Below are 25,324 nucleotides of genomic sequence, written 5' to 3'. Positions count from 1 at the left end.
CGGTCACGGCAGGGTGAGAATCTCGGTCCCCGACTCGGTGACCACCAAGGTGTGCTCGAACTGCGCGGTCCACTTGCGGTCCTTGGTGACCACGGTCCAGCCGTCGTCCCAGATCTCGTAGTCGATGCCGCCGAGGTTGATCATCGGCTCGATGGTGAACGTCATGCCCGGTTCGATGACGGTCTCCACAGCGGGCTGGTCGTAGTGCAGCACGACCAGCCCGCTGTGGAACGTCGGGCCGACACCGTGGCCGGTGAAGTCGCGCACCACGCCGTAGCCGAACCGGTTGGCGTAGGACTCGATCACGCGGCCGATCACGTTGAGCGCCCGGCCGGGCCGCACGGCTTTGATCGCCCGCATGGTGGCCTCCTCCGTCCGCTCGACCAGCAGGCGCACCTCCTCGTCGACGTCACCGGCGAGGAAGGTCTTGTTGGTGTCGCCGTGCACGCCGTTGATGTAGGCGGTGACGTCGATGTTGACGATGTCACCGTCCTCGATCACGGTGGAGTCCGGGATACCGTGGCAGATCACCTCGTTCAGCGAGGTGCAGCACGACTTCGGGAAACCCTTGTACCCCAGGGTCGACGGGTAGGCGCCGTGGTCGCACATGTACTCGTGCGCGATGCGGTCCAACTCGTCGGTCGTGACACCGGGCGCGACCGCCTTGCCCGCCTCTTCCAGCGCCTGCGCGGCGATCTTGCCCGCGATGCGCATCTTCTCGATCGTCTCCGCGGTCTGCACCCAGGGTTCGCGTCCCTCGTCGGCGGTTTTCTTCCACGCGTATTCCGGGCGCTCGATGGCACGCGGGACTTCACGGGTGGGCGACAAGGTACCGGGGACGAGAGGCTTGCGAGTGCGGACAGACATAGCGAACAGCGTAATCAACCGACCGCGCCGATGCCGAGGGCCAGCGGGAACAGGCCGGGACCACGGTCCGCTTCCGCCCGGTGCGCACCGCCTCGAAGCGCGCTGTGCCGGGTAGCGGTCACCGCCCGGCACTCGACGTCAGTGACACCGATCGACTGCTTTCGCCGAACGCGCTCGTCCAGGAGCGCCCGCGGGATCGGTGACCACATATACGCCCGATAAAGTCGAACAATAGCCCAGTCTACGTAGAGTCGCCGCCCTCCGAAAATCTCGCTTTCACTCGCACCCGAATGTGCGCGTGGGATAATCAGCCGACCTGTAGCCACTCGTCGAGCGGGAGTAGGAATGGCCACCGAACCAGCCGCTCGAGCGCATTCGGACGAAACAGCCACGGCTCCGACGGTCGATGCCGCTCCGGACCAGCCGGAGAAAATCTCCGCGCCAGGTTCGGCGGCAGTTCCGGATGAATACGCCCCCCGGGCCGATGCGACCACCCGGAGTGGACGCTACGCACTCATAGCGGCTCTGTGCGCTGCGCTCATCTCCAGCTTCGTGTCCGCGACGGCGGCCGTTTATGTCACGGTCAACAAGGCGGATCGTGAAGAGCGACTGGCATTGGTGCAGGTAACACTGAAAAATCGCAAAGAGGCCTACTATGAATTCCTCCGCAGCGCGTTCGCTCTCACGGCGCAGGCGGGCCTGCTGGCCGGATTTCTTCGCGTCGACAACTTCGAGGGATTTCGCTCCGGCGTGGGAGATTTCAGCCAGCGGATGACCGAGTTCATGGCCGCCATTTCTGTCGCGACCATGTCGTCCAGCGACGACATGGTCGAGCTGATGGATAGATTTCCGAACTTGGCGAAAGAAATGATCGATCGGCACTATCTTCCCTTCATCCAAAAGTACACAACGTCGGCCGCATCCCCTTCCGACAGCGGTGCACGCAAACGCGACAGCGCAGCCCTCGATACCGCGCTCACGGACTTCACCAACAGGCTCGGCGCATTGGTAAACGATTTCATGACGCAGAGCCGCAAAGACGTCAACTAGCCGCCGGTCGACAGCGCCGGTCACGGCCCTCGAACGCGCCGATGCGGGGCCGAGCAGGCCGGTCCCTCCTCCGCCCCGCGAGCCGCGCCGAGCCGGGGTTCTCGGACCACCACTCTCGTTCGGCCCCGCACCCGTGACGACGCATCACGCCTCAGGCACCGAACGCCCGCTCGCCATACCATGGGCGAGGTGTCCGTACTACCTTTGATCTTCACCGCAGGCTGGGCCAGTGGCGTGAACGCCTACGCGGTGGTCCTGTTGCTCGGGCTCTTCGGCCGGTTCGGATTCACCGATTCCGTGCCGGAAGCGTTGCAGCGCACCGATGTCCTGATCGCGGCGGCGGTCTTGTTCCTGATCGAGGCCGTGGCGGACAAGATCCCCTTTCTCGACTCGTTCTGGGATGCGGTGCACACGGTGGTGCGGCCGATTGCGGGAGCCGTGGTCGCCGCGCTGCTGGCCGGACAGGACGGATCGCTGCCGGAGCTCGCGGCGGGCGCGGTCGGCGGCACCGCCGCGCTGATGAGCCACCTGGTGAAAGCCGGAACGCGGATGGCCGTCAACACCTCCCCGGAGCCCGCCAGCAATATCGTGGTCAGCACCGTCGAGGACGTGACCGTCGCCGGGGTTGTCTCCCTCGCCGTTTTCCACCCTGTGGCCGCGGCGGTGATCGCGGCGATTCTGCTCGTCCTCGGTCTGGCGCTGGTGTATTTCTGCGCGAGCCGAATCCGTCGTTATCTCCGGCGGCGGCGCGCCCGCCGGGCAGCGCGCGCGGTCGAACGCGTACAAGTCGCGGAATAATTGCCACCCAGCGGAATAGGTGGCGGGCGTGCCGCGCCAGTCGACCACGCGGCACGCCGGGCGGGGCGCCCCATTGCGCCCGCCGTCACTGTGCCGGCGACAAAATCGCCCGGCCGAAGCCACTGGTCGGATGACTCGGCACCGGGACGTCGCCATTCGGACGAGTGACGCTGCGGGGCAGTGTCACTACCGCGGACGAGACCACCGTCGCGACGAAATCATTGTTCGGGCAAACGGCGGCGGCCACCGGCCACGTCGGTTACCAGATCAGTGTACCCGTCGACCAGTTCGGCTAGTTGATACCAATGTTTATGGGTATTGTCGCTGCGCGCGCCCTCGGTGTGAATGACCTGATTCGCGTTCACCCAGCTACGCGCCATCCGGTCCACCACGGCACCGAGGCTTTCGGTGTGCAGCGAGGCCCCGTTGCGATGCTGCGGGATCTCCTGCGCGACCCAGTCGTTGATCTCGTCGACGAGTTCGCGGCGCCGACAGTCGATTTCGGCGAGAAGTGCGGCGTCCAACACCTGCACGCGGTGCTGATGCAGCTCGGCGAGGGCGTGCGCGGACCGCAGCAGTTCCCTGTCCTGGAAACGCCTGCCCTGGAAAGCGCACAGCAATTGTGGTGCGGTCGGTAAGACGCCCACCGTCGGCGCGCTCATCGGCGCCCCCCGAGTTCACCCGACACCAACGCTCTTTGTACCAACATAATTGGCTCTCGATTCCGTTATCCCGGCCATCGGATCGTTGTCACAACTAGGCTAGCTGGATCATGCACGTACAGATGCAAGAACGCAAGATTGCGTCCGCATTCTGCGGTCAAGGGCTCCTGACGGCGCGCGAACGCCCAGAGCAGACCGGCCGCAACCTTTTTCGGCTCCTCGGTCGAGGCCGCTCCACACCGATCGGCGATGGTGCGCACCGCCGCTCGTTCCCGACTTGTGGTCATCTTCGCGGGCCGCTCACCCGCCCGCGAGTACGAAATTCGGCCACCACCGCGAACCTTCGGTCGGCACCGGTGGGCCGATGGCGCCCGCCGGACGCGGCGGGGCGATGAGAATCCATCGGGCGATCACCCGATACCGAAGCGGCGCACCGATCCTCAGCGCGTGAGCCGCGTTCAGAGCTGGGTCGCCGCTGCCAGCAACGTCAGCACCGGTAGCGTTCCCTGCACCACCGCGCCTCTGGCGAACTGTCGGTCGTGCGCCACCAGCACCACCGCGGCGGCTAGCATCGATCCGCAGCCGCTGAGTACCAGCGCCCATCCCGCTTCCGGCACCGACCGCAGGATCGCCACGCCCACCAGTGTCGTCACCGCGAGAAACAGGTTGTAGAAGCCCTGATTGAACGCCCATGGCCGTGCCGAGGGCAGTTCGGCCTCCGAAATCCGGAAGACCCCCTGGTGAACCTTCGGGTCGCCGAACCGTACCGACTCCATGACGAAGATGCCGACATGGAGCACGGCGGCCGCGACGGCGAACACCTGTACCACCCAGAGCATTCGACCTCCTCACGATGCGCGCCGACCGATGACGCCGACGATGGATCCCGCGGAGACCCGCGCGACAGCCCGGTCGACTCCGGCGTGCCGAGGCATCTTATGGCCCGAGCAGCGCGCAGCACCTACCCGACACGCCGCCATACGATTCGGTCAACCGGCCAGTCCGAAAACACGCCGCGCATTGCCGTCGAGGTACAGCGAGCGGGTCTCGTCATCCAAGCCGAGGGCGGCGAGGCCGTCGAGCGCGTGCTGCGGGAAGATCATCGGATAGTTCGTACCGAACAGCACCTTGCGGCGACCGCTGCGGGACTTCAGATAGGAGACCAGTTCGGCCGGAAGGCGTTTCGTGGTGTACGCCGAGGTGTCGATGACGACGTTCTCGTGCTTGCGCGCGACGGCGATCATCTCCTCGGTCCACGGGTAACCGATGTGCCCGCAGACGATGGTCAGCTCCGGGAAGTCGAGCGCCACCTGATCGATATACGGGATGGGGCGCCCGGTCTCCGACGGCCGCAGCGGACCGGTGTGCCCCACCTGGGTGCAGAACGGGACACCCAGCTCCACGCAGGCCGCGAACAGCGGGTAGAAGCGGCGATCGGTCGGCGGTAGTTCCCACAGCCACGGAAGCACGCGCAGCCCCTTGAACCCCTGCTCCACGCGGCGGCGCAGTTCCCGTACCGCCTCCATCGGCCTGCGCAGGTCCACCGACGCGATCGGAAGCAGGCGCTCCGGGGCCTCGGCCACCCAGGCGGCGACCTCGTCGTTGGAGATGAGGACGCCTTCCGGCGCGTGCCACGCCGAGATGAGGGCTCGGTCGACGCCCGCGGCGTCCATGGCCTCGAGGGTGACCTCGAGCGGGATCTCGTCGGTCGGTATCACGGCTCCGGTCCACCGCCGCAGTGAGGCGAACATGTCGTGGGCGAGGAATCGCCGGGTCGGATGTTGCGCCCAGACGTCGATGGTCATGCGCGGATTCTGACACACGTCATAGCTGCTCGACAGCCCTGCGCCCACGTCCGCTATAGGAGGTTTTGCGGGGCGACACGGACCGCCGGACAGCGACTTCCGCGTCTGCCACGCGTGTTGCCCCGCCGAAGCGCATGGCCCCGTTCCCATGGGTGCGCACTTCCGAAGCGCCCTCTACACCTGATCTTCTATATCGAACGTAATAACCAGGGACGGGGTTCGCTGGGCATAAACTGGGTATCTACCGCAGGACTGAAGACATCCGACGCAGAGCAGGGCCATGGCCGGTTCGGACCCGTTCGCCACACAGCACGATCGGCCTCCAGGTATCGAGCGGGAACTGGAGGGCGCGGGCCTCGACGACCCCGAAGTGATCGGCAAGGGCGGATTCGGTGTCGTCTACCGCTGTCGGCAGCGGGCGTTGAATCGCAGCGTCGCGGTCAAGGTCCTCACCGCACGGCCGGAGCTGGAACCGGAGAACGTCGAACGATTCCTGCGCGAGCAACAGGCGATGGGCGCGCTGTCCGGCCATCCGAATATCGTGCCGATCCTGCAAGTGGGGACCACCCGCAGCGGACGGCCCTACCTCGTGATGCCGTATCACTCGCGCGGTTCGCTGGAGGACCGTATCCGCCGGGAAGGTTTTCTGCCTGTGCCCGAGGCGATCGGGATCACCGTGAAATTGGCCGGAGCTTTGGAGACCGCGCACCGGGCCGGGATCCTGCACCGCGACATCAAGCCGGGGAATGTCCTGCTGACCGATTACGGCGAGCCGCAACTCACCGATTTCGGGATCGCCCGGGTGGAGGGCGGATTCGAGACCACCACGGGAGTGGTGACCGGCTCCCCCGCGTTCACCGCGCCGGAGGTGCTGCGTTCCGGCGTTCCCTCGGTCGCCTCGGACATCTACGGGCTCGGCGCGACGCTGTTCGCCATGATCACCGGTCACGCGGCGTACGAGCGCCGCTCCGGCGAGCAGATCGTCGCCCAGTTCCTGCGCATCGCCGCCGAACCGCTCCCGAATCTGCGGCTCGACGGCATCCCCGACGAGGTGGCCACCGCCATCGAGGTCAGCATGGCGCACAACCCCGCCGACCGTCCGGCCTCGGCCGCCGCGTTCGGCGAGATCTTGCGCGACATTCAGCGCGGCAACGACATGCAGGTCGAGCACATGACCCTGCCCGCGGGCGATCAGCCCGCGCCCGAAGACCTCAGTACGCGGCCGCTGACCGCCACCGCGCGGTTCTCCACTCCGCACCCCAAGACACCGCCGACACCCGAGACCAAGTTCCGCCCTGCGATGCCCACCCGGCCGCTGGTCCAGCGCGAGCGCCTGATCGACGCGTTGCAGACCGAGCCGCGACCGCGCCTGGCCGTCATCCATGCCCCGGCCGGATTCGGTAAGAGCACGCTGGCCGCCCAGTGGGCCAAGCGTCTCGCCGAGGCCGAGAAAGTGGTGGTGGCCTGGTTGAACGTAGACCGTGACGACAACAATGTCGTCTGGTTGCTGACGCATCTGATCGAGGCGTTCAACCGCGTGAGCCCGGCGCTGGCCCCCGACCTGGCGCCGGTCCTGGAAGAGGGCGACGCGGCCGCCGCACGCTACGTACTCACCACGCTGGTCGACGCCATAGATGAACGCGACGAGCGGTTCGCCTTGGTGATCGACGACTGGGATCGGATCACCGATCCCGCCGCCGTCGACGCCCTGCACTACCTGATCGAGGAGGGGCCGCAGCACCTGCAGATCATCCTGACCAGCCGATCGCTCCAAGGCCTGCCGCTCGGCACCATGCGCGTGCGCCACCAGCTGGTCGAAATCGACGCCGCAGCATTGCGTTTCGATGCCGAGGAGGCACGGACGTTCCTCGCCGAGCAGACCGGGCTCACCCTGGCGGACGCCGAGAGCGCCGAGCTGCGCGACTACACCGAGGGCTGGGCGGCGGCATTGCAGCTGGCGTCGCTGTCGCTGCGCGAGCACCCCGATCCGGCTTCGCTGATCGCCCACCTGTCCGGGCGTGATCATGCCATCGCCGAGTACTTGGCCGAGAACGTGCTGGACACCGTCGAGCCCGAGCTGCTCGACGTGCTGCTCAAAACGTCACTCCCGGAACGGGTCTCGGGCAGCCTGGCCACGGCCCTGACCGGGCGGCCGCACGGGCAGGACTTGCTGGAGAACCTCGAACGCCGCAATCTGTTCCTGCGCCGCGTCGACGAGAGCGGCGACTGGTTCCGCTACCACCACCTGTTCGCGGAGTTCCTGCGCAGGCGACTCGAACGAGACCATCCCGAGCAGGTTCCCGAACTCCACCGCGCGGCGGCCGCCTGGTTCGGCGACCACGGGATGCTCAGCGAGGCCATCGACCACGCGCTGGCCGGCGACGCCGGGGAAATGGCCGTCGACATCCTCGAGGCGAAATCCCGGGCGCTGGTGGAAGACGCGCAACTCGCGACGCTTCTCGGACTGGTCGCCAAACTTCCGCCCGCGGCCGCCGCCGCGCGTCCTCGGCTGCAGATCGCCATCGCCTGGGCCCACGCGGTGCTGCGCAGGCCCACCGAATCGCACGCCGCGTTACGGCTGGTGCGAGCCGGGCTGGACAAGGCTCCGACCCTCGACCCCGATCTGGCACTCGAAGCCGATCTCATCGAGTGTGTGGAGCGCGCGTTCGCCGACCATCCGGAAGGTGTGGACGCCGTGGTGAGCAAATGCCTGGGCCGGGCCGACACGTTGGGGCCGTGGGTGCTGTGCGAAGCCGCGAACCTGGCCGCGTTCACGGCGTTCAGCCGGTTCGACTTCGAGCGGGCCCGGGAATGGCACGACTGGGCCACACCGTTCTACCGGCAGACCCGCAGCACGTTCATCTTGGTGTACAGCCACAGCCTGGTCGGCGTCGCGGCACGCGAACAGCTCGATATGGGGCAGGCGGAGCGCAGCTTCCAGACCGCGCTCGACGTCGCCAAGTCATCGGGCCCGCGGTCCTACGCCGCTCGCCTGGCAGGCGCCATGCTCGGCGAGCTGCTCTACGAACGCGACCAGCTCGCCGCCGCCGAGCGCCTGCTGGACGAAGCGGGCCGGCTCGGCACCGAGGGCGGCCCGGTCGACTTCCTGATGGCCAACTACGCCACCGGCGCCCGGATCAAAGCCCTGCGCGGTGACCTGGCGGCCGCCGCGCGCCGACTGGACGAAGGCGCCGAAGTGGCGCGCGCGCTGAAGCTGCCACGGCTGGCCACCCGCATCGCCAACGAGCAGGTCCGGCTCGGCCTGACGGCCACCTACGTCACCGAGCCACCGGCCGGGGAAAGCGGTATCGCGACGATGACCGCGGAAATGCGCGAGGACTCCGCGATCCGGATGCTGCTGCGTTCCGGAGCCGCCAAAAGGGTCGCCGCCGCGTCCGCGCGCGCCCGGCAGCTGCGGGATTCCATCGACGCCGATCGGCGCCCCCGGGCCGCCGCCCAGGCGTCACTATTGCTCGCCTCCTGCCTCGCGGCGGCGGGAAAGACCGAATCGGCGAAGGACGAGTTGGTCCCGGTAGTGATCCGGTACGCCGACGCCGGGCTCATCCGGCCGTTACTCGACGAGGGGCCCTGGATCATGTCGCTGTTGCACAGCTTGGACAACGACCTGCGCGAAGGGCATTGGGACGACGAGCGGCCGATGGTCCCGCCGAGGTTCCTGCACAGACTGCTGGCGCGCTGAACGCCCGCGCGAACGGCTGCCGGAGTTCCCACGACCGTCACTCCGGCTACGGGCGTCGGCCACGCGACATCCCAGACCGGAATCGCCCAGCGCGAGGATCACGCCGACGGATCGTTCGCGCGGCTCACAACACCGGTTGCGGACCGCGTGAGGTGTCGGTGTCCAGGATGTGCAACACCCACCGCCCCTTACCGTCGGCCTTCGCCCGGTAGAGGCCGGTATCGGCGGCGTCGAGCAGCGATTCGGCGTCCGCGCCCGCGACCGCGGTGACGACCGCGCCGATGCTGATCGACATGCGTAGTCGCCGGTCGCCCGCCGTGATGGGATCGACAAGCGCTTCGAGCAGGCTGTTCGCCACGGTGGCTACTCGGTGGTCGCTGGCCGGCGGCGGGATCAGCGCGACGAACTCGTCGCCGCCGATGCGGGCGACCAGGCACCCCGATTCACGCACACTGTCCTGCAGGCGCCCGGCGACCGCGGTCAAGATCTGGTCACCGGTGCCGTGGCCGTAGCGATCGTTGATGTGTTTGAAGCGGTCGATGTCGACGAAACACAATCCCGCGCGATCCCCGTTGCGGGCGTCGGCGATCATCGCGTCGATCCGTTCGATGAGATGACGCCGGTTCGGCAGCCCGGTCAGCGGGTCGTGCCGGGCCTGCCGGTGCAACTCCTCGCGCATCCGGTGCTGCTCGGTGACGTCCTCGCCGACCGCGAGCAGGTAATCGCTCTGCCCCTCGACGCCCTTGACGAAGGTGATGGCGAACGACGCCCACCCGTAGCTGTCGTCGGCGCGGCGGATCCGCTGTTCCAGTCGCACCGTGCCTTGCCCGGCCGGGACCAGCTTCTCGTACACCAGCGTGCGGATGCTCTCGCGGTCGCTCGGGTGCGCGAAGTCGTAGACGGACACCCCGCGCAGGGCTTCCGCCGGCACCCCGATCATCTCCGCCAAGCCGCGGTTGACGTCGAGCAAGGTGCCGTCGGTGTCACCGATGGCGATCGCGATCGCGGCGTTGTCGAAGACCACGCGGAACCGCGCGTCGTCGGATCGGCGTGCCTCGCGCACCGCTTCCTCGTGCGCGCGCGCCTGAGCCTCGTATCCCTGCCCGACCGCCGCGAGCAGCGCCGCGAGCCGCCGTCCGGTCTCCGGGGCCGCCCGGTGTTCGGCCAGCCCGTACAGGACCTGGGCGGATGCACTGGGCACGGCCGGGCCGAGCAGCCCCGCGGAGACCAGTGCCGAGCCCACGCGGTGACCGACGCCCGCGTCGAAGGGCTCTGCCTCCAGGCCGGAAGCCAACTCCTCGACCATCCCGAGCAGCACGACCTCGGGGTCCGGTACAGACGCGGACCCACCGGCGACGGCCTGCAGGGCGCGCCACCACAAGTTCGCCATCCTGGCGAGTTCGATCTGTTCCACCGCAACCCCCTCACCATTCAGGCCGGAGATAGCCCCCGACGCATCGTATCCACAGATGTTCGAGACCGTCGAGTACTGCCGCCTGGAAGCATTCCCAGCAATGGCGAGATAGCGGAGCTATTGCAACCCGTTCTCCCTGAAGATCGACGCGCCTTTGTACCGCAGGGTCGTGATCTGCCAGACCCAGGTCGCCTGGACGCACGCGACCAGATCGGCGAGATGCGTCGAGACCGTCGCCGCCAAGGCGGCGTCCTGCGCGGCCAGGCGGTCGCACCGTTCGGCGGCCACCGCGCCCAGTTCACGGAACTCGGCGAGCCGTGCGCGCACGATCTCGGTGGCGCCCTGCACGGCGTCCTCCAGTGACCATCCGGGATGGTTCAGCAGGACCGCCGGGATCAAATTGAAATCCGCCAGATCGACGATGCACTCCTTCTCGAACGAGAACACGTCATTCATCAGCGCGCCGATCTCGACGGTCAGTTTCCGCAACCGGTGCAGATCCTCGGCCAGCCCGGCGTGCCGGATGCGTTCCCAGGGCAGGTAGTCGTCCCGGCCGAACTCGCACAGCGCGATCGCCGGATACATGCCGGATACCTGCGCACGCAGATCGATGTACTCCGCGACGCCGAGCAATCCGCCGCGAGCCCGGGCGTTCTGGTCCTGGATCGCGGGCCGCAGGTGCTCGATGGTGGATTCGACGAACCGGTCGAGCCAGGCCGGGTCCGCGAGGGCGGACAGCATCGCGAGGAACGCCGACGTCGAGGTCTCCAGAGCGGTGGCGTCCTCGGGGACCGAACGGGTGCGCAGGAGCACGCACAGCCGGTCGATCGCCACCCGCGCCTCGCGCTGTTCGTCGTCGCGGAGGTGCCCGAACTTCTCCCGGCCGACGGTGTCGTTGAGCCAGAACAGAATCGCGTTGTAGAGACCGATGATCGTCATCCGCTCGGCGCTGACGGCGCCGGGGTGCAGGTAGGGCGTCATGCTGTTGTAGTGCGGTCCTGCGCGCTCGAGCCAGATGCCGTGCTCGCGGCAGAAACGTTCCACCTCCGCGCACGCTTGCTCGCCGAACCGGTTGGGCCGGAAGTCGCGGCAGTAATCGACGATGTCCCAGTCGGGTGTGCCGAACATCGCGCGCAACGACCACTGCCGCCCGGTCCGCAGCAACACCTGGTGTTGCCCGCGCATGTCGAGGATTTCCCGCTCGAGTGCCGATGTGTACTCACTGACCACAACGGACTCCCTCCCACTATGGTTACTTCTAATGAATTGTCTCCGACTTATCGGCAGTGGGATCGGTCGAAGGGCGAAGATCACGCAACACCCTCGCCCCGTATAGCGTTGAGACGCCGGGCATTCGACGGCGACGCCGCGGCAAACGGCGGGTTCGGCCGCGGCGGGTGGGTCGCGGTGGCGCATGGAGGCAAGCGGCCGGTTCCGGACGCGCGGCAGCGACCGGAGCCCTCCGGCGCGCGACCTACGATCGATCTATCGGCTGACGGTCAGGGAACCGGGCTCACTTCGACGCGAGCACGTCGTGCATGGTCAGCAACAGATGGTCGAAGCAGGCTCGTTGCGAGGCCGGGCCGCCGCCGAGCGCGGGGACCTCGCCGACCAGTTGGCGCGCCAGCGTCCGCAGCTTGATGTTGGTTTCCTGGGAGCGCCACTGCAATACCCGGAACGCCTGTTCGGCGTTGATGCCGTACACCAGCATGAGGACGCCCTTGGCCTGCTCGATCACCGCCCGTGATTCGACCAGCTCGGGCAGGGTGTCGTCGAGGATCTCCTGCCGGTTCTCCTCGAGGGTGCCGGACACGTCGATGAAGTAGCCCGCGGTGCCGACCACCAGCCCCCGGTCGTCGAGCAGGCGATCGGCGACGACGATGACGTGGTGGGTTCGCCCGGCGGTGTCGATGACGCGGTGGCGGCCACAGAACGGCTCACCGGTTCGCACCACGGTGGCGATGGACTGGGCGACCAGCGCGCGGTCGTCGGGGTGCTTGTGCGCCAGCAGCAACTCCGTACTGGGTTGCGCCTCCCCCTCGGCGTAGCCGTATATCGCGGCCGCTTCGTCCGACCATTCCCATCGCTGATCCTCGAACCAGAAGCGGAAGCTGCCCACGCTCTGCGGCGTGCCCGCGATGACGCTCGCTATCGCGGAGGCGCTTCTCAGCGCGAGGTCATCCATCCTCGTCACGCGGCCATTATCCATCGGCGCCCACGGCCCACGGCGCGGAACACGAGATGAAATCAAATTGTGGCAAACTCTCGGCATCCTCCATAAAGATCCATTTACCTGCATGGAACAACCCTTATGATTAGCCATGAAACCTCTAGCAATTAAGCCGCAATAGCGGGTTCGCGACGCGCGAGAGCCGGAATCCACGCGGAAGCGCCGCCCTGCAGGCACGGCAGCGCCCCAGCCGACTCCACCCTCCGGCGGACGAAGCGGACGCATGGGGTGGCATCCGGCGGTCGCTTTACGGCCGCACGGCGTTCTCGCCGCCCGCATGCCGACGCGGAGCGGGTCCACGAGTATCCGCACGCGGGCTCAACCGAGTAGCCGGTTCGGTTCACCCCTCGATCTCGGCCGCCGAACGCAGAGCCCGCGAAAACACTGACCATAACGTGGATCACTGGAGGTAGTCTCTGTTGCTGTGCCCACACTCGGCACAGATCCGCTGCACATAGGCCGCATTCGAGGGCGAACGTCATAACACGTTCCAGCAAGTGCGAGAAGGGTTGTACTGATGGCAGGCAAGCGCACCGTACTGACCGTCCGGTTGCGGCGGCTCGCCGCGATGCTGCACGAGATGCGCGAGAATGCCCAGCTCAGCAAGGAAGAGGTCAGCGCGAAGACCGGCATCAACGTCACCACGCTGTACCGGATCGAGACCGCCCAGGCTCGTCCGCAGCGACGCACCCTCATGGCCATGCTCGACCTCTACCGCATCCCAGACGAGCAGCGCGAGGATGCGCTGGAGCTCCTGTCCGACGCGCTGAAGCCCGGCATGTCGCGCGCCTACGAGGGCAGCGTGTCGGAGGTCTACGCCGCCTACATCAACTTCGAGTCCGAGGCGTTGTCGGCCCGGCACTACCAAACCTCCATCATCCCAGGGCTTCTGCAGACCTATGAGTACGCGACGGCGGTGATCGACACCTCGATGCCGAAGCTGGAGGCGGCGGTCATGGAGAGCAGGGCGAAGGCCAGGATGGACCGCGCCGTCAACCTGACCAAGGAGAATCCGCTCGAGCTGTGGGTGGTCATGGACGAGGCCGCGATCCGTCGTAGTGTCGGCGGACCCGCCGTGATGCGCGGTCAGCTCGACCGGCTCATGCAAGAGATCAAGCGTAAGAACGTGATTCTGCAGATCCTGCCGTTCGACGCGGGCGCGCACCCCGGTATGGCGGGCTCCTTCACCCTGCTGGATTTCCCTGATCCCGCCGATCCCGAACTGGTCTACGTGGAGGGCATCGCGGGCGACGAGCTGATCGAGGGCCATACCGAAATCCGCCGTTTCGGTGTCATTTTCGATCAGCTGCGCGCCATGGCGCTGAGCCCGCGCGACTCCGCGGCCATGATCGTGGAGGCCGCGCGCCGGATGGACCGGATGGAGTAGAGCGTCCGCTCACCGCGAAACGCGGCGCGCACGGCCCGGTTGATCGACTATTCCGCGGCCGAATGGGTACCCTCGCCCTTACTGCCGAGGGGAGGACGCATGTCCGAAGTCACCGCGAGTCCGACATCGGAATCGGGGCCCGAACTCAAACGGGTGATGGGGCCGGGGCTGCTCTTGCTGTTCGTAGTCGGCGACATCCTCGGCACCGGCATCTACGCGCTCACCGGCAAGGTGGCCAACGAGGTCGGCGGGGCGGTGTGGGTGCCGTTCCTCGTGGCGTTCCTGGTCGCGCTCATCACCGGTTTCAGCTATCTCGAGCTGGTCACCAAATACCCGCACGCCGCGGGCGCCGCCCTGTACACGCACAAGGCGTTCGGCATCCACTTCCTCACCTTCATGGTCGCGTTCGCGGTGATGAGTTCGGGTATCACCTCCGCTTCCACCGCCTCGCGGGCCTTCGCGGCCAACTTCGCCGAAGCCTTCGATCCGGATCTGGGCAGCGGGGCCGCGGTGACGGTGATCGCGCTGCTGTTCATGGCCGTGGTGGCGGCGATCAACTTGCGCGGCGTGAGCGAGGGCGTGAAGCTCAACGTGGTGCTCACCTGTGTGGAGCTGACCGGTCTGCTGATCGTCATCGCGATCGGCTGCTGGGCCTTGGGCGTCGGTGACGGCGACTTCTCGCGCATCGTCGAGTTCGACACCGGGGAGCGCAACGCGGTGGGCGGCGTCATCGTGGCCACCACGCTCGCGTTCTACGCGATGGTCGGTTTCGAGGACTCGGTGAACATGGCCGAGGAGTGCAAGGAGCCCACCCGCATCTTCCCGAAGGTCCTGCTCGCCGGACTGCTCATCACCGGACTGATCTATGTTCTGGTGTCGATCAGCGCGGTCGCGCTCGTCCCCGCCGACCAGCTCGGCGAAGGCGACACGCCCCTGCTGAAGGTGGTCGAGGTCGGCGCGCCGAGCTTCCCCACCCACGTCTTCGCCTACATCACCATGTTCGCCGTCGCCAATTCGGCGCTGATCAACATGCTGATGGCCAGCCGCCTGATCTACGGTATGGCCCGCCAAGGGGTCTTGCCCCGGCCGTTCGGCCGAGTACACGAGCGGCGCCGGACGCCCTTCAACGCCATCATCTTCACCACGCTGCTCGCGCTCGGGCTGATCCTGTTCGTCGGTGAAGTGCCCGAACTCGGCGGTACCACGGCGCTGCTGCTGCTCGCGGTGTTCACCGTGGTCAACGTCGCCGTGCTGGTGCTGCGCCGAGACCCGGTGCCGCACAAACACTTCAAGACGCCGACGCCGCTGCCCGTGCTGGGTGCGCTCACCTGTGGCTTTCTGGTCACACCGTTCACCGGCCGCAACCCGGCGCAATACGCCATCGCCGGCGTGCTGCTGGCCATCGGAGTCGCGCTGTGGGGCCTGAACTACCTGGCCATTCGCGCCATGCGGGCACAACCCTTGGACAGCGGGCCGCCCGCGGAGTGACCGATCGGCTTGTGCCGCTGCGGATCACCTCCCTCGGTGTGCCGGAATTCCGTAGATGACTAGTCGCCGCCCGATAGGTAAGGTGGGCGCCGATGACCAGCATGGAAGCCCGTTTCGGGGATGCCACCCGGACCGTGCCCCTCCCCAACCCGTGGAATCTGACCGCCTATCTGGCCGCGGTGGCGGCCCATCGCGGACGTTCGATCAGCCTGCACCCCGTGCCCAAGGCGATGTTGGCCGACACGGGCTGCGGCGGAGGCGGCCTGTGGGTGGCACGCAAGCACGACGACATCATCGTGTACGACGCCGCGGCGACCGGCCGCAACGCCGATCACGTCATCCTGCACGAGATCGGTCACATGCTGCTGGGTCACCACAAAGACCAGGAACGCGGCGATCCGTTGCCGCCCTCGTTGGCCGTCATCCTGCCCTCGATCTCGCCGCACTCGATCGAACACGTGCTAGGCCGTGCGGATTTCGGCGCCGATCGCGAGCGGGAAGCCGAGGTCTTCGCCGACATGACCATGGTGTACTCGACCCTGCCGCGTCGGCGTAAACGGTCGCTCCGGCTGTTCGGGCGTAACCGATAGCTACCAGCGGTCGTAGCGCCCCTCGGGTAGTCGCCTCGCCCCGGCACGCAGATCGTCGACCAGATCCTGATAGCCGTCGGCCAATTCATCGATCCGGACCCACGCGTCGTAGAAGACCGATTCCGGCGCGTGCGTGAGCGCGACGAATGCCTGGGCGGCCAGCATGGCCAGCCGGTCCACCATCCGGCCCACGGTCTCGGCGTGCTCGGGAGCGGCGGGCGGCGGGATCGGCGTCGCCAGGGTGACCCAGCGGTCGATGCCGCGCACGAGTTGCGCCCGGCGCCGGTCGAGTTTGTCGCACCGGCTAGCGGGCGTGCGTTCGCGCGTCTGGTGCAGCTGAGCCAGTTCGCCGGCCGCATCCAGCATCGGATGATCCATGTGCGGCAACCCACGGAAGGCAGCCAGCAGCAGTTCTTTGCCGGGAATCACCCGGGCCTCGGACGCCTGGTCCATTTCCGGAACTCCCCTTCCGACCAGGATGGACGCGTCTGGGCCACGTCCTCGATGCCTTGCCTCGCCGGTGTCCCGGCACTGCCCGAACATCCACATGTGCCTAGCGTGACCGAGAGTCGCGTCTGCCGCCTCGGATTCGGCGAGTTCCGCTCACGCGACACGCCCATCGCCCCGATTTTCCGGTCCCTGCCCGAGCCCCTCAGTCGTGGCAAACATCCAGTGACCTTGCGTTTTTCGAGGATAGAGCTATCTTTCCTGGGACTATTGCCCTCCGATCCGACACGCCAGCCACTCCCGAGCGAGCCGGGCAAACGTCGATTGATGCTGTCGCAAACAGGGCGAACGCGGCGGCCCCGGCTTCCGGCAGGCCGCGGCCCAGTAGCCGGCGAGCGCGCAGGCGAAGGCATCGACAGCCGCGGGGTCGACGTCGCGGGTCACCGGATGAGTGGCGATGATCGGATCCGGGTCGACACCCGCCGCCGCGATCGACGGTGCGAGGGCGACGAGGTCGATCCACGCGGCGCCCCGGCACGCCCACGCCCAATCGACAGCCAGCACCGCACCATCCGTTCGCCGCAGCAGGTTGTCCGGCCGGAGATCGGTGTGCAGCAGGGTGTCTCCCCCCGCGGCCACCACCCAGGTCGCTTCGAGCGCGGCCAATTCCGTCAGGTGACGAACCGACCAGCTGTCCAGGTCCGCGGGCGGCCCCTCGGTGGCGAACGTCCGCCAGCCGACAAGGTCGGGCCCATAGGCGTCCGCCACCGTCGGCACATCCGACAGCGGGCTCGGTGTCAGCTGCGTCGCCAACCGCGTCACCAAGTCGAGGGTGTCCTGCAACTCCCCCGGATCGTCGAGCCGCGGAAACGCCCCCTCGACATCATCGAACCCGGCGACGAACCACCCCGCTATCTCGCTGACGAACCGGCATTGCGGCGCGGGCGCCGTCGCGGGCAGACGCGACGCGACGTGCGCCTCCTGCCGATACACCTGCGCGAGTTCGTCCCCCGCCTCGATCGCCTTGACGAAGGCCGACTCGCCTCCGACGGTGCGCACGCGCGCCGCTAGGCCGTGGCTGAACCCGCCGCGCTGATCCACGGCCGCGCACACGACATCCCCGAGCAGACGCTCTACTTCCAGCCGCACCGGCCGCGGCACCTCGGCCCACCCGGTCCGCGACGCAGTGCCCAGGTAATTCACCATCGACCCATCGTCCGAGCCTCACCCGCGACTCGCCAACGAATTATTCGTCTTCACATGAAGGCTCAGGAAGTGGTTTCGCAGGCGTCGAGGTAGTCCTGGCCGCCGATGTATGTGGTGTGGCCCGGATCTGCGGAAGCGGTGGTGGCCAGGGCGACGGCGGTGGCGAACTCCGCGACGGTGGGCAACGTGCCCTGGTCGCGGCGCGCGGCGACCGCGTCGGGGTTTCGGCGCTCCAGCAGCTGGACGATGATCGTGCCGTCGATCATGTCGCCGGAGACGACGTACAAGGCGATGCCCTCGGCGGAGAGTTCCGGGATCATGGCGCGTAGCGCGTCCTCGCCGGCGCGCTTGCTGGCGGCGATGGGTTCGTAGTCGGCGGGCACCGGTTTGCGGCCGTGGAAGTGGGCCTGATGGCTGGTCACGAACACGATCCGCGAACCGGAAGGCATATGCGGCACGGCGAGTCGAACGAGCCGTTCCTGCGCGTCACGGTTGAGGGCCATCGCGTAACCGGGCGAGGCGTTGCGCTCCAGCCCACCGGAGGCGTTGAGGATCAGCACATCCAACCGGCCGAACTCCTCGACCACCCCGGCGACCAGGGCGCCTGCCGAATCCGCGTCGGCGATGTCCGCGCCCGCCGTGGACGCACTGCCGCCTGCCCGCCGGATCGCCTCCGCCAACGTGTCGGCCCGCTTGGCCTTCTCCCGGTAGTTGATCACCACGTGGTCACCCTGTGCCGCGAGCACCCGAGCGGTCTCCGCGCCGATACCGCGGGAGGCGCCCGTGATCAGAACGATTCGCCGTCCGGTCGTGTCGTCCACTGTCACCCTCTCGGTCCGCCCGGCGGCCCGGGCCAGTGCTTCTATTTCAGAATCACTATGCTGGTTCTAAATGAGAAGCGCAAACGAACCCAAGCCGCCGCGCGGCCGGGACGACCCGGCGAACGCGCCGCTGCTGGCCACCATGGACATGCTCGGCCAGCGCTGGATCCTGCGCATCCTGTGGGAACTGGAACCCGACCGCCTCGGCTTCCTCGAACTGCGCAGACGCATGGGCAATTGCTCCTCCAGCATGCTGTCGGTGCGCTTGCAGCACCTGCAGTCCGCGGGTCTGATCGCGAAGAATCCCGACAAGTCCTATGAATTGACCACCGCGGGCATCGAACTCGGCGCGGCGTTGGGGCCGGTTTGGGACTGGTCGCGCCGCTGGCGCGTCACTCCCACCGACGCCGGTACCGACTGACCGGCTCACGCCCCGTGCCCGCGCAACGTCCACGGATCAGGGCGATTGTGCTGGTCGAATCAGCGGAGCTCGCCTCTTCTCCGCATCCGAGCCCGAGACTTGCCGGCGAAGTGTGTGAGCTGGTGAGTCGCACCGGGAGGGCGGGGTTGACCTTCGAGTTGGTTGAGGCTCCATGATGGCCGGGTGACGAGTTCGGAGCCCGCAGGGTTGATCACGATCGGTGTGCTCGCGCGGGCCAGCGGACTCACGGCGAGCGCGCTGCGGTTCTACGACGACTGTGGCCTGCTCGTTCCGGCCCGAGTCGACCCGCTGACCGGATACCGCTATTACGCCGAGGCGCACCGGGAACGGGCGACGCTCATCCGGCAGCTGCGGGCGATCGAGCTGCCGCTCGACGCGATCGCGGAGATTCTCGCCGGTGACGCCGAGCGGGCGCACCGCCTGCTCGATCGTCACGTGGCGGAACTGACGCGCAGAGCGCGCGAAGCCGCGCACGTCGCCGCGGTAGTCAAACAGTCGCTCGGCGCTCACGTGGCAGTCGACGCGGCGGCGCTGGCGGAGGCGCTCGAGCAGGTGCGCACCGCCACTGCCCGGACTCGGGAGATTCCCGTGCTGGCGGGGGTTCTGCTGGAAGCGGGCGCGAACGCCGTCACCCTAACGGCGACCGACCGCTACCGTCTATCCACCCGCACCGTGGTGGCGAAGCGGCAGCACGGCGGCGAATGGTCCGTGGTGCTCGATCCGAATGGACTCGAGTCGATCACCGAACGGCTGCGCGACATGGACGAGGTCGTCGCCGCACCGGCCGACGACGGACTGATTCTGACCGCAGACGGCCGCACACACCGGTCGGCTGTCATCGATGGATCCTTTCCGGATCACCGTGCCGTGCTGTCGGGACTGGGACCGGTCCGCACCAGGGCGATCGTCGCCCGGGACGGAATGCTGGAGATCCTCGAAAGGGCCGATACCACAGTACGATTCGTGATCGGACCGACCGCGATCATGGCGTCCACCCCCGACGGAGCACAGCACCTGCCCGCGACGGTCACCGGCTCCGCCACGACACTGTCGTTCGCTCCCACGACACTGCTGCCAGCCGTCCGCACCGCGCTCGGTCCCGAGCTGATGCTCGACATCATCGCGGCCGATCAGCCGGTGATCCTGCGCTCCGCGACCGACGGAGACCTGACCACTCTGGCGATGCCGGTCCGACCTCCCGACCACAACGCCTCGTGATAGTCGCGCACGACCATCACGCACACATCCCTCAGTCGGCGCACGCCCCGCCGCGCCACCTCTGGTCGGCTGGCGCCGCAATCCGTTCATCCACCTCGCGGTTCCCCAGTACGGCTATCTCTGATCGTCAGCCCACCCCTCGGCCCGCCGCTGCGATCGCCCGATTCGCGGCCGCGCCCACCGACTTCGATTGCCGTCCCACCCCGCACCCGGGCCTGCCGTCCGGATGCGCCCACGAGCACCACCTCATCCATGCACACACTGCCCCCGAAGGAGACCCGCATGAACTCGGCAACCGACCCCACCATGGACGCCATCACCAGCGCTGTCGCGCTCGGCCGCGATGGCCGCCCGGACGACGCGCGGAACGCTCTGCTCACCGCGTGGGCCTCGCTCGGCCCGCAAGGCGACCCGCTGCACCGGTGCACCCTCGCCCACTATCTCGCCGACCTGCACGACGACGCCGCCGAAGCGCTCACCTGGGACATCCGCGCGCTGGACGCCGCCGACAGCCTTACCGACGATCGCGCGCGGAGCTACGACGGATCGCTACGGGTGGCCGCGTTCTACCCGTCACTGCACCTCAACCTCGCCGACGACTACCGCAGGCTCGGCTCGTTCGACGCCGCGCAGCGCGAAATCGACGCCGCCCGCGCATGTCTGCACACGCTCGCCGACGACGGCTACGGGGCGACGATCCGCACGGCGGTCGACGAGGTCGAGTCGGCGATCCGCGAACGGCACACCGAACGCCGGGCCTCCGCGCCGACCGGTGGCCGATAACGCGCGAGCAGCCCGCACCGATCCGGTGCGGGCTGCTCGGGAACGGGCCTACTTCAAGCGCAGCTTGCCGAACAGACCGTCCTTCTCGTCATCGGGCCCGGCTGTGAAGTACAGCGAGTCCGCGTCACCGAGGCTCTCGCCGTTGCCGAACATCAACGCCCACAGTCCCTCGATCGCGACCGGCTTGCCGTCGGCATCGCGCAGGTAATCGGCGAACTTGCCGGTGGTGTCGTCGTAGGCCAGCACGTGCCCGGCGCCGCCGAAGTTGCCGACCAGCAATTTGCCGCTGAGCGGCCCGAACCCCTCCGGCGCGATCGTCACCGCCCAAGGCGCGTTGAGGCGCTTGCCGTCGTCGATGATGCGCACCAGCTTGCCATTGGCGTCGAACTCGGCGAGCTTGCCCTTGTCCGGCTTGCCGCCCGTGCCCTGCTCTTCGTCCTTGTCCAGCGAATCCTCCTCGCCGGCATCGAACCCGGTCGCGTCCTTCTCGTCCGGCTGCGTGGTGGCGTAGGCGACGAACACGCGGTTACCGATGGTCGAGACGTTGAACGGCGCGGGATCGCCGGGCTTGGCCTTCTTGCCCTTCTCCGGCGCGGCCGGGTCGATCGCCTCGCCGGTCGCGAACGGGTTGGCGAAGCCTGCGGTCGGGATCAGCTGCCAGTTGCGGTCGAACGTCCGGACCTGCGGGTCGGCGCCGAAGTCGGCGGCCAGCAGCTTGTCACCGGACGGGGCGAGCGCGATGCCGAAGAACTGCATCCCCTGCGGCTGGCCGTCGAAGACCAGGTTCGCGGGCCCGTCGTGGCGCACGATCCGGCCCTCGAAGCCCAACTCGGTCCAGGCGGAGATCTTGCCGGAGTCGGTGGCGAAGATGAACCGCGCCGAACCGTTCAGCGGCCCGCCTTCCGCTTCCACCGGCTGATCGTGGACGACGAACAGATCGGAGCTGATCGGCGCCGGGTTGAACACCACGCCGGTGGTCTTGCCCACGCTCTTGTCCGAAGTGTCGGCGTCGGCGCCGGGAATGGTGACGATCTTCAAATCGTCCTGGAAGAGCTTCTGCACCTTCCCGTCCGAGGACTTGGTCACATCGCCGACGAACTGGAACGATTTGCCGCCCGCACCGACCCAGAAGTGCCCACCGGCGCCCTTGGGCCGGTTAGCCAGCCCCCAGGCGTTCACCAGGTCGGGAAAAGTGAACTGCGCCTTGTACTCCGCGTTATTGGCCGCGAGATTGGTCTGGACGTATTTGTTGCCGTCGAGTGCGGGCACGTCGTCCGACTTCGAGTCCGAGCAGCCCGCCGCCACGATCAACGCGACACCGAGCGCCGAGGCGCGCAGCAGACCGCTCCGGGTCCGCGACCGAGGCAGACCGCCACGGTGCGACTCATTCCAACGTCCGTTCAACTTCTTGTTTCCTTTCCGACCACACCACATTGGTGATAAGGCGAAGCTAACCTTAGCGTGGAGCAAATTCGGGAGTACCCGAACGGTTGAACGAGGACGGGTTTAGGCTGTTCGCCGTGGTCGAACCCCAGCCTGCTATTGCTCTGCATCCCGATATCGCTCCGCTCGCTCCACTGCTCGGCACGTGGCGCGGCAACGGGCAGGGGGAATACCCGACCATTCAGCCGTTCGGTTATGTCGAGGAAATCCGGTTCGGCCATCTCGGCCGCCCCTTCCTCACCTACCGGCAGAAGACCCGCGCCGCCGACGGCGGCCGGCCGCTGCACGCCGAGACCGGCTATCTGCGTTGCCCGCGCCCGGACCGCGTCGAATTGATCCTCGCCCATCCCACCGGTATCACCGAAATCTGCGAGGGCTCGCTCGTCGTCGAGGACGGCACGCTGCGTATGGAATTGGACTCCACCGACATCGGCCGCAGCAGCACCGCGAAACTCGTCACGGCCCTGGGCCGGTCGCTGCGCCTGTCCGGCGACACCATCGACTACACACTGCGGATGGCGGCGGTCGGCGAACCACTGCAACATCACCTCGCCGCCACCCTGCTGCGCAACTGAACCGGTCACCGGCGCTTGCTAGAAAGCGCTCGGCAACCGGCGCCGTCCCCTGCTCAACTCGGTGACCAGATCCTCGTAGGCGATCGCCAGCTCGGCCAGCCGCTCCCAGGCGAACCACAGGTCCCACCCCTGATCGTCGGCCATGGCCGCGTATGCGCACGCGCTCAGCCGAGCGAGGCGGTCGACCACCGAGCCGACCGATTCGGTGTGCAGATAGGCCCCGCCACGCGCCGCGGGCAACCGAACCTCGACCCAGCGGTCGACGTCCCGGATCAGCCGGGTCCGGCGCTCATCGATGTCGCCTACCTCTCCCTCGCGCAGCCTGCGCATGTGCAGCTCCGCGAGAGTGCGTGCCCGCAGCAGCACCGGATGTCCCGGCGGCGGCGCACCCTCCCGGCAGGCTCGCAGCAGCTCACTCCGCGTCGGCAAGCCCTCGCTCACGGCGCGCCTTTCCCGCCCGCGCGGGCCAGCACGCAATTCACGATCACCATGCCGGACGGACGGAACGTGTCACGCGGCGCCACCACCCATCGGCGGAATACGCCGCTCGCGTCGGCGGGTGAAGGCAGCGCGATTTCGCTGCCGAACGGCACGATCGAGACATCGAGCCGGAACAAGGCCGCGAACAGCCGCATGTCGTCGGGTATATCGGGCCGGCACAGAAAGGTCCATCGGCGAGAACGAATATGCGCGACGACCGGGCCGAGCGGCCTGCCACGGAAAAGCATGTCGTCACGCACGCACTGCCCCAGCCGGTCGGGCATCGTGATCCCGCCCACCACACCCGCCTTCACCACGATCCGGCCCATCTCCGGATGTAACCCGGCGGGCAGCCCACAGGTGCGGCGGTAAAACGCGCAGCGGGACGCTGGGGTGTCCGCGAATGCCGCATGATTCATTCGCCAACCTCGATTCACCTAGTTCGGTACGCGATAAATCCCGGTCGCTGGACCTGTAACCGTTGGGGCGGTTAAGGTTTCAGCACTTCTTCGATTCGGACCGGTCGCGATCAGTAGAGCACCGGACATTGCTGGGCGGGAACGTTCTCAGTGGTGGAATCGGGCGAAAACCGCTCAGGTTCCAAGGCCCCCCGCCACCAGGTTCCAGTTAGGTACCCGGCCACTAGTTCGGCTATGAAAGGGATTCGTCGTGACTTCAACAGGTTCCACCCTGCCCCGTCGGATGCTGGGGCGGCAGCTGCGGGCGATGCGGGTCAGCGCGGGCATCAGCGCGGAGTACGCCCGCGACGCGATCGACGTCAGCAAACAAACGCTGTGGCGGATGGAGACCGGGCAGCCGGTCCGGCTCCATCCCCTGTTCGTGGAGGGGCTGTGCAAGCTATACGGGGCGTCGGAAGAACGCACCGCCATCCTGCTCAACCTGGTCGAGGAGACCAAGCGCACCGGATGGTGGCATGCGTTCAATGACACCATCCTCGAGGACTTCAACCTCTTCGTGGAATTGGAGGCGACAGCCAAACGCATCGGCTCCTATCAAACAACCCTCCTCCCCGGACTGCTGCAAACGGACGAGTATCGGCGTGCCTTGATCTGGGTCCGCTTCGCGGCGATGTCCGGAGCGGAGGTCGAGCGGAAGATGGAAGCATTCAGGCAGCGGAAATCGCGCTTGGACAATGACTCCGACCCGGTACGCTTCGAAGCCGTCATCGATGAATCGGCACTGCGCCGGGCGATCGGTGGGCCCTCGGTCATGGAGGGCCAGCTCGAACACCTGGTGCGAGTCGGTGAACAACCGAATGTTTCGGTACGTATGGTGCCCCTTGAGGCAGAGGCATACGCCGGGCTGAACGTCGGCTCGTTCGTGATTCTCGACTTCCCGCAGCACCCGATCGCCCATCTCACCGAGCCACCGGTCGTCTACATGCAGGGTTTCACCGGTGACCTGTATCTTGAGAAGCCCGACGAGGTCCGGGCTCACCGCCAGGCGTTCGCCGACCTCTTGCGATCGGCCCTCGACCAGGAGAGAAGCCGAGCCCTCATCCGCAAGATCGCCAAGGAGTATGCCGAATGAGCGCCAGCCTATCCGATGCCGCCTGGTTCAAGAGCAGCTACAGCAGCGCGGACAGGGACTGCGTGGAGGTCGCGTTCCTGCGCGAAGACTTGGTCGGGGTACGAGACTCGAAGAACCCGGTTGGTCCAGCACTCGTATTCACAACGGGCGAGTGGCACTTGTTCACGACTCGCGTGACAAGCGGAGGACTCCATCGGTCGGAGTCCTGAGGAAGCTTCTATTCGCGACCCCGGAACCTCTCTCGTCAAAGGTTCCGGGTCCGCGCGCCCGGCCCGACACTCCCGAGCCGTCAACTTGCTCACCAGACCGCTTGCACCCGACGAAACCCGCCGGTAGCGTCGACATTCGCTGCGGGGGGCGGGGAAGC

General features: G+C 67.3%; 25 protein-coding genes. 12 read left to right on the top strand and 13 right to left on the bottom strand.

Annotation, left to right across the window (positions count from 1 at the left end; translation table 11 throughout):
- Positions 1 to 3: 3 nt before the first annotated feature.
- The gene (map, locus tag ACZ6DL_RS02760) at positions 4 to 867 is read right to left on the bottom strand and encodes a type I methionyl aminopeptidase (RefSeq protein WP_062975412.1); all 864 of its coding nucleotides are present in this window, start codon (positions 865 to 867) and stop codon (positions 4 to 6) included.
- 345 nt (positions 868 to 1,212) lie between these two features.
- Between map and ACZ6DL_RS02755 the strand changes: the two genes are divergently transcribed.
- Together ACZ6DL_RS02755 and ACZ6DL_RS02750 are read left to right on the top strand one after the other, a co-directional pair.
- On the top strand, positions 1,213 to 1,917 hold the full coding sequence (locus ACZ6DL_RS02755) for a hypothetical protein (protein ID WP_466048589.1): 705 nt from the start codon (positions 1,213 to 1,215) through the stop codon (positions 1,915 to 1,917).
- A 189-nt stretch (positions 1,918 to 2,106) separates the two neighbouring features.
- A complete protein-coding gene (locus ACZ6DL_RS02750; protein WP_466048586.1) occupies positions 2,107 to 2,715 on the top strand; it encodes a DUF4126 domain-containing protein in 609 nt (202 codons plus the stop codon).
- A 218-nt stretch (positions 2,716 to 2,933) separates the two neighbouring features.
- On the opposite strand, the gene ACZ6DL_RS02745 is transcribed toward ACZ6DL_RS02750, so the two are convergent.
- The 3 genes from ACZ6DL_RS02745 to ACZ6DL_RS02735 all read right to left on the bottom strand — a co-directional run bounded on the left by ACZ6DL_RS02745 (position 2,934) and on the right by ACZ6DL_RS02735 (position 5,182).
- Complete coding sequence (locus ACZ6DL_RS02745; protein WP_396980213.1) at positions 2,934 to 3,293, bottom strand: DUF4254 domain-containing protein; 360 nt, start codon at positions 3,291 to 3,293, stop codon at positions 2,934 to 2,936.
- A 542-nt stretch (positions 3,294 to 3,835) separates the two neighbouring features.
- A complete protein-coding gene (locus ACZ6DL_RS02740; protein ID WP_466048585.1) occupies positions 3,836 to 4,216 on the bottom strand; it encodes a DUF1304 domain-containing protein in 381 nt (126 codons plus the stop codon).
- Between the two features lie 150 nt (positions 4,217 to 4,366).
- Complete coding sequence (locus ACZ6DL_RS02735) at positions 4,367 to 5,182, bottom strand: amidohydrolase family protein (protein WP_466048584.1); 816 nt, start codon at positions 5,180 to 5,182, stop codon at positions 4,367 to 4,369.
- 280 nt (positions 5,183 to 5,462) lie between these two features.
- Here ACZ6DL_RS02735 and ACZ6DL_RS02730 point away from each other — a divergent pair, with 280 nt between their 5' ends.
- Positions 5,463 to 8,882, top strand: a complete 3,420-nt coding sequence (locus tag ACZ6DL_RS02730; RefSeq protein ID WP_466048582.1) for a protein kinase domain-containing protein — start codon at positions 5,463 to 5,465, stop codon at positions 8,880 to 8,882.
- A gap of 124 nt (positions 8,883 to 9,006) precedes the next feature.
- On the opposite strand, the gene ACZ6DL_RS02725 is transcribed toward ACZ6DL_RS02730, so the two are convergent.
- The 3 genes from ACZ6DL_RS02725 to ACZ6DL_RS02715 all read right to left on the bottom strand — a co-directional run bounded on the left by ACZ6DL_RS02725 (position 9,007) and on the right by ACZ6DL_RS02715 (position 12,481).
- Complete coding sequence (locus ACZ6DL_RS02725; protein ID WP_466048581.1) at positions 9,007 to 10,296, bottom strand: diguanylate cyclase domain-containing protein; 1,290 nt, start codon at positions 10,294 to 10,296, stop codon at positions 9,007 to 9,009.
- A 117-nt stretch (positions 10,297 to 10,413) separates the two neighbouring features.
- The gene (locus ACZ6DL_RS02720) at positions 10,414 to 11,526 is read right to left on the bottom strand and encodes a terpene synthase family protein (protein ID WP_466048580.1); all 1,113 of its coding nucleotides are present in this window, start codon (positions 11,524 to 11,526) and stop codon (positions 10,414 to 10,416) included.
- A 283-nt stretch (positions 11,527 to 11,809) separates the two neighbouring features.
- Entirely contained in the window at positions 11,810 to 12,481 is a 672-nt protein-coding gene (locus ACZ6DL_RS02715; RefSeq protein WP_466049529.1) for a PAS and ANTAR domain-containing protein, read from the bottom strand.
- A gap of 562 nt (positions 12,482 to 13,043) precedes the next feature.
- Here ACZ6DL_RS02715 and ACZ6DL_RS02710 point away from each other — a divergent pair.
- From ACZ6DL_RS02710 to ACZ6DL_RS02700, 3 genes are all read left to right on the top strand, one after another.
- The gene (locus ACZ6DL_RS02710; protein WP_466048579.1) at positions 13,044 to 13,913 is read left to right on the top strand and encodes a helix-turn-helix domain-containing protein; all 870 of its coding nucleotides are present in this window, start codon (positions 13,044 to 13,046) and stop codon (positions 13,911 to 13,913) included.
- A gap of 99 nt (positions 13,914 to 14,012) precedes the next feature.
- Positions 14,013 to 15,401: an APC family permease gene (locus tag ACZ6DL_RS02705; protein WP_466048577.1), complete on the top strand. Its 1,389-nt coding sequence runs from the start codon at positions 14,013 to 14,015 to the stop codon at positions 15,399 to 15,401.
- 92 nt (positions 15,402 to 15,493) lie between these two features.
- A complete protein-coding gene (locus ACZ6DL_RS02700) occupies positions 15,494 to 15,991 on the top strand; it encodes a hypothetical protein (protein ID WP_466048576.1) in 498 nt (165 codons plus the stop codon).
- Here ACZ6DL_RS02700 and ACZ6DL_RS02695 read toward each other — a convergent pair whose 3' ends face one another.
- The 3 genes from ACZ6DL_RS02695 to ACZ6DL_RS02685 all read right to left on the bottom strand — a co-directional run bounded on the left by ACZ6DL_RS02695 (position 15,992) and on the right by ACZ6DL_RS02685 (position 18,465).
- Entirely contained in the window at positions 15,992 to 16,444 is a 453-nt protein-coding gene (locus ACZ6DL_RS02695; RefSeq protein ID WP_466048574.1) for a DUF4254 domain-containing protein, read from the bottom strand.
- A 261-nt stretch (positions 16,445 to 16,705) separates the two neighbouring features.
- Complete coding sequence (locus ACZ6DL_RS02690; RefSeq protein WP_466048573.1) at positions 16,706 to 17,644, bottom strand: phosphotransferase; 939 nt, start codon at positions 17,642 to 17,644, stop codon at positions 16,706 to 16,708.
- A gap of 62 nt (positions 17,645 to 17,706) precedes the next feature.
- Positions 17,707 to 18,465 carry an SDR family oxidoreductase gene (locus tag ACZ6DL_RS02685; RefSeq protein WP_466048572.1) on the bottom strand — a complete coding sequence of 253 codons (759 nt, stop codon included), beginning with the start codon at positions 18,463 to 18,465 and terminating at the stop codon, positions 17,707 to 17,709.
- A 70-nt stretch (positions 18,466 to 18,535) separates the two neighbouring features.
- On the opposite strand from ACZ6DL_RS02685, the gene ACZ6DL_RS02680 reads away from it, so the two are divergent.
- From ACZ6DL_RS02680 to ACZ6DL_RS02670, 3 genes are all read left to right on the top strand, one after another.
- On the top strand, positions 18,536 to 18,886 hold the full coding sequence (locus tag ACZ6DL_RS02680; protein WP_466048570.1) for a winged helix-turn-helix transcriptional regulator: 351 nt from the start codon (positions 18,536 to 18,538) through the stop codon (positions 18,884 to 18,886).
- Positions 18,887 to 19,069: 183 nt separating this feature from the next.
- Positions 19,070 to 20,125 (top strand): DNA polymerase III subunit beta family protein, encoded by a 1,056-nt coding sequence (locus ACZ6DL_RS02675; protein WP_466048569.1) that lies wholly within the window; start codon positions 19,070 to 19,072, stop codon positions 20,123 to 20,125.
- 282 nt (positions 20,126 to 20,407) lie between these two features.
- Positions 20,408 to 20,908 (top strand): hypothetical protein, encoded by a 501-nt coding sequence (locus tag ACZ6DL_RS02670; protein ID WP_466048567.1) that lies wholly within the window; start codon positions 20,408 to 20,410, stop codon positions 20,906 to 20,908.
- Positions 20,909 to 20,956: 48 nt separating this feature from the next.
- Here the strand turns inward: ACZ6DL_RS02670 and ACZ6DL_RS02665 are convergent, their stop codons facing one another.
- Entirely contained in the window at positions 20,957 to 22,312 is a 1,356-nt protein-coding gene (locus tag ACZ6DL_RS02665; protein ID WP_466048566.1) for a TIGR03118 family protein, read from the bottom strand.
- A gap of 107 nt (positions 22,313 to 22,419) precedes the next feature.
- On the opposite strand from ACZ6DL_RS02665, the gene ACZ6DL_RS02660 reads away from it, so the two are divergent.
- On the top strand, positions 22,420 to 22,926 hold the full coding sequence (locus tag ACZ6DL_RS02660) for a peroxynitrite isomerase (protein WP_063050767.1): 507 nt from the start codon (positions 22,420 to 22,422) through the stop codon (positions 22,924 to 22,926).
- Positions 22,927 to 22,944: 18 nt separating this feature from the next.
- Here ACZ6DL_RS02660 and ACZ6DL_RS02655 read toward each other — a convergent pair whose 3' ends face one another.
- Complete coding sequence (locus tag ACZ6DL_RS02655) at positions 22,945 to 23,367, bottom strand: DUF4254 domain-containing protein (RefSeq protein ID WP_466048564.1); 423 nt, start codon at positions 23,365 to 23,367, stop codon at positions 22,945 to 22,947.
- Positions 23,364 to 23,735, bottom strand: coding sequence for a DNA-directed RNA polymerase subunit beta (locus ACZ6DL_RS02650; RefSeq protein ID WP_466048563.1), 372 nt, complete (start codon positions 23,733 to 23,735; stop codon positions 23,364 to 23,366). Before ACZ6DL_RS02650 ends, ACZ6DL_RS02655 begins: the two co-directional genes overlap by 4 nt.
- 340 nt (positions 23,736 to 24,075) lie before the next feature.
- Between ACZ6DL_RS02650 and ACZ6DL_RS02645 the strand changes: the two genes are divergently transcribed.
- Both ACZ6DL_RS02645 and ACZ6DL_RS02640 read left to right on the top strand, forming a co-directional pair.
- Positions 24,076 to 24,957, top strand: a complete 882-nt coding sequence (locus tag ACZ6DL_RS02645; protein WP_466048562.1) for a helix-turn-helix domain-containing protein — start codon at positions 24,076 to 24,078, stop codon at positions 24,955 to 24,957.
- Positions 24,954 to 25,166, top strand: coding sequence for a DUF397 domain-containing protein (locus tag ACZ6DL_RS02640; RefSeq protein WP_466048560.1), 213 nt, complete (start codon positions 24,954 to 24,956; stop codon positions 25,164 to 25,166). The genes ACZ6DL_RS02645 and ACZ6DL_RS02640 overlap by 4 nt, the downstream gene beginning before the upstream one ends.
- Positions 25,167 to 25,324: the final 158 nt, after the last annotated feature.

Source organism: Nocardia sp. NPDC041819 (assembly GCF_055590505.1).
The sequence above is the reverse complement of the archived record's forward strand: the minus strand, read 5'-3'. Positions and strand labels throughout refer to the sequence as shown.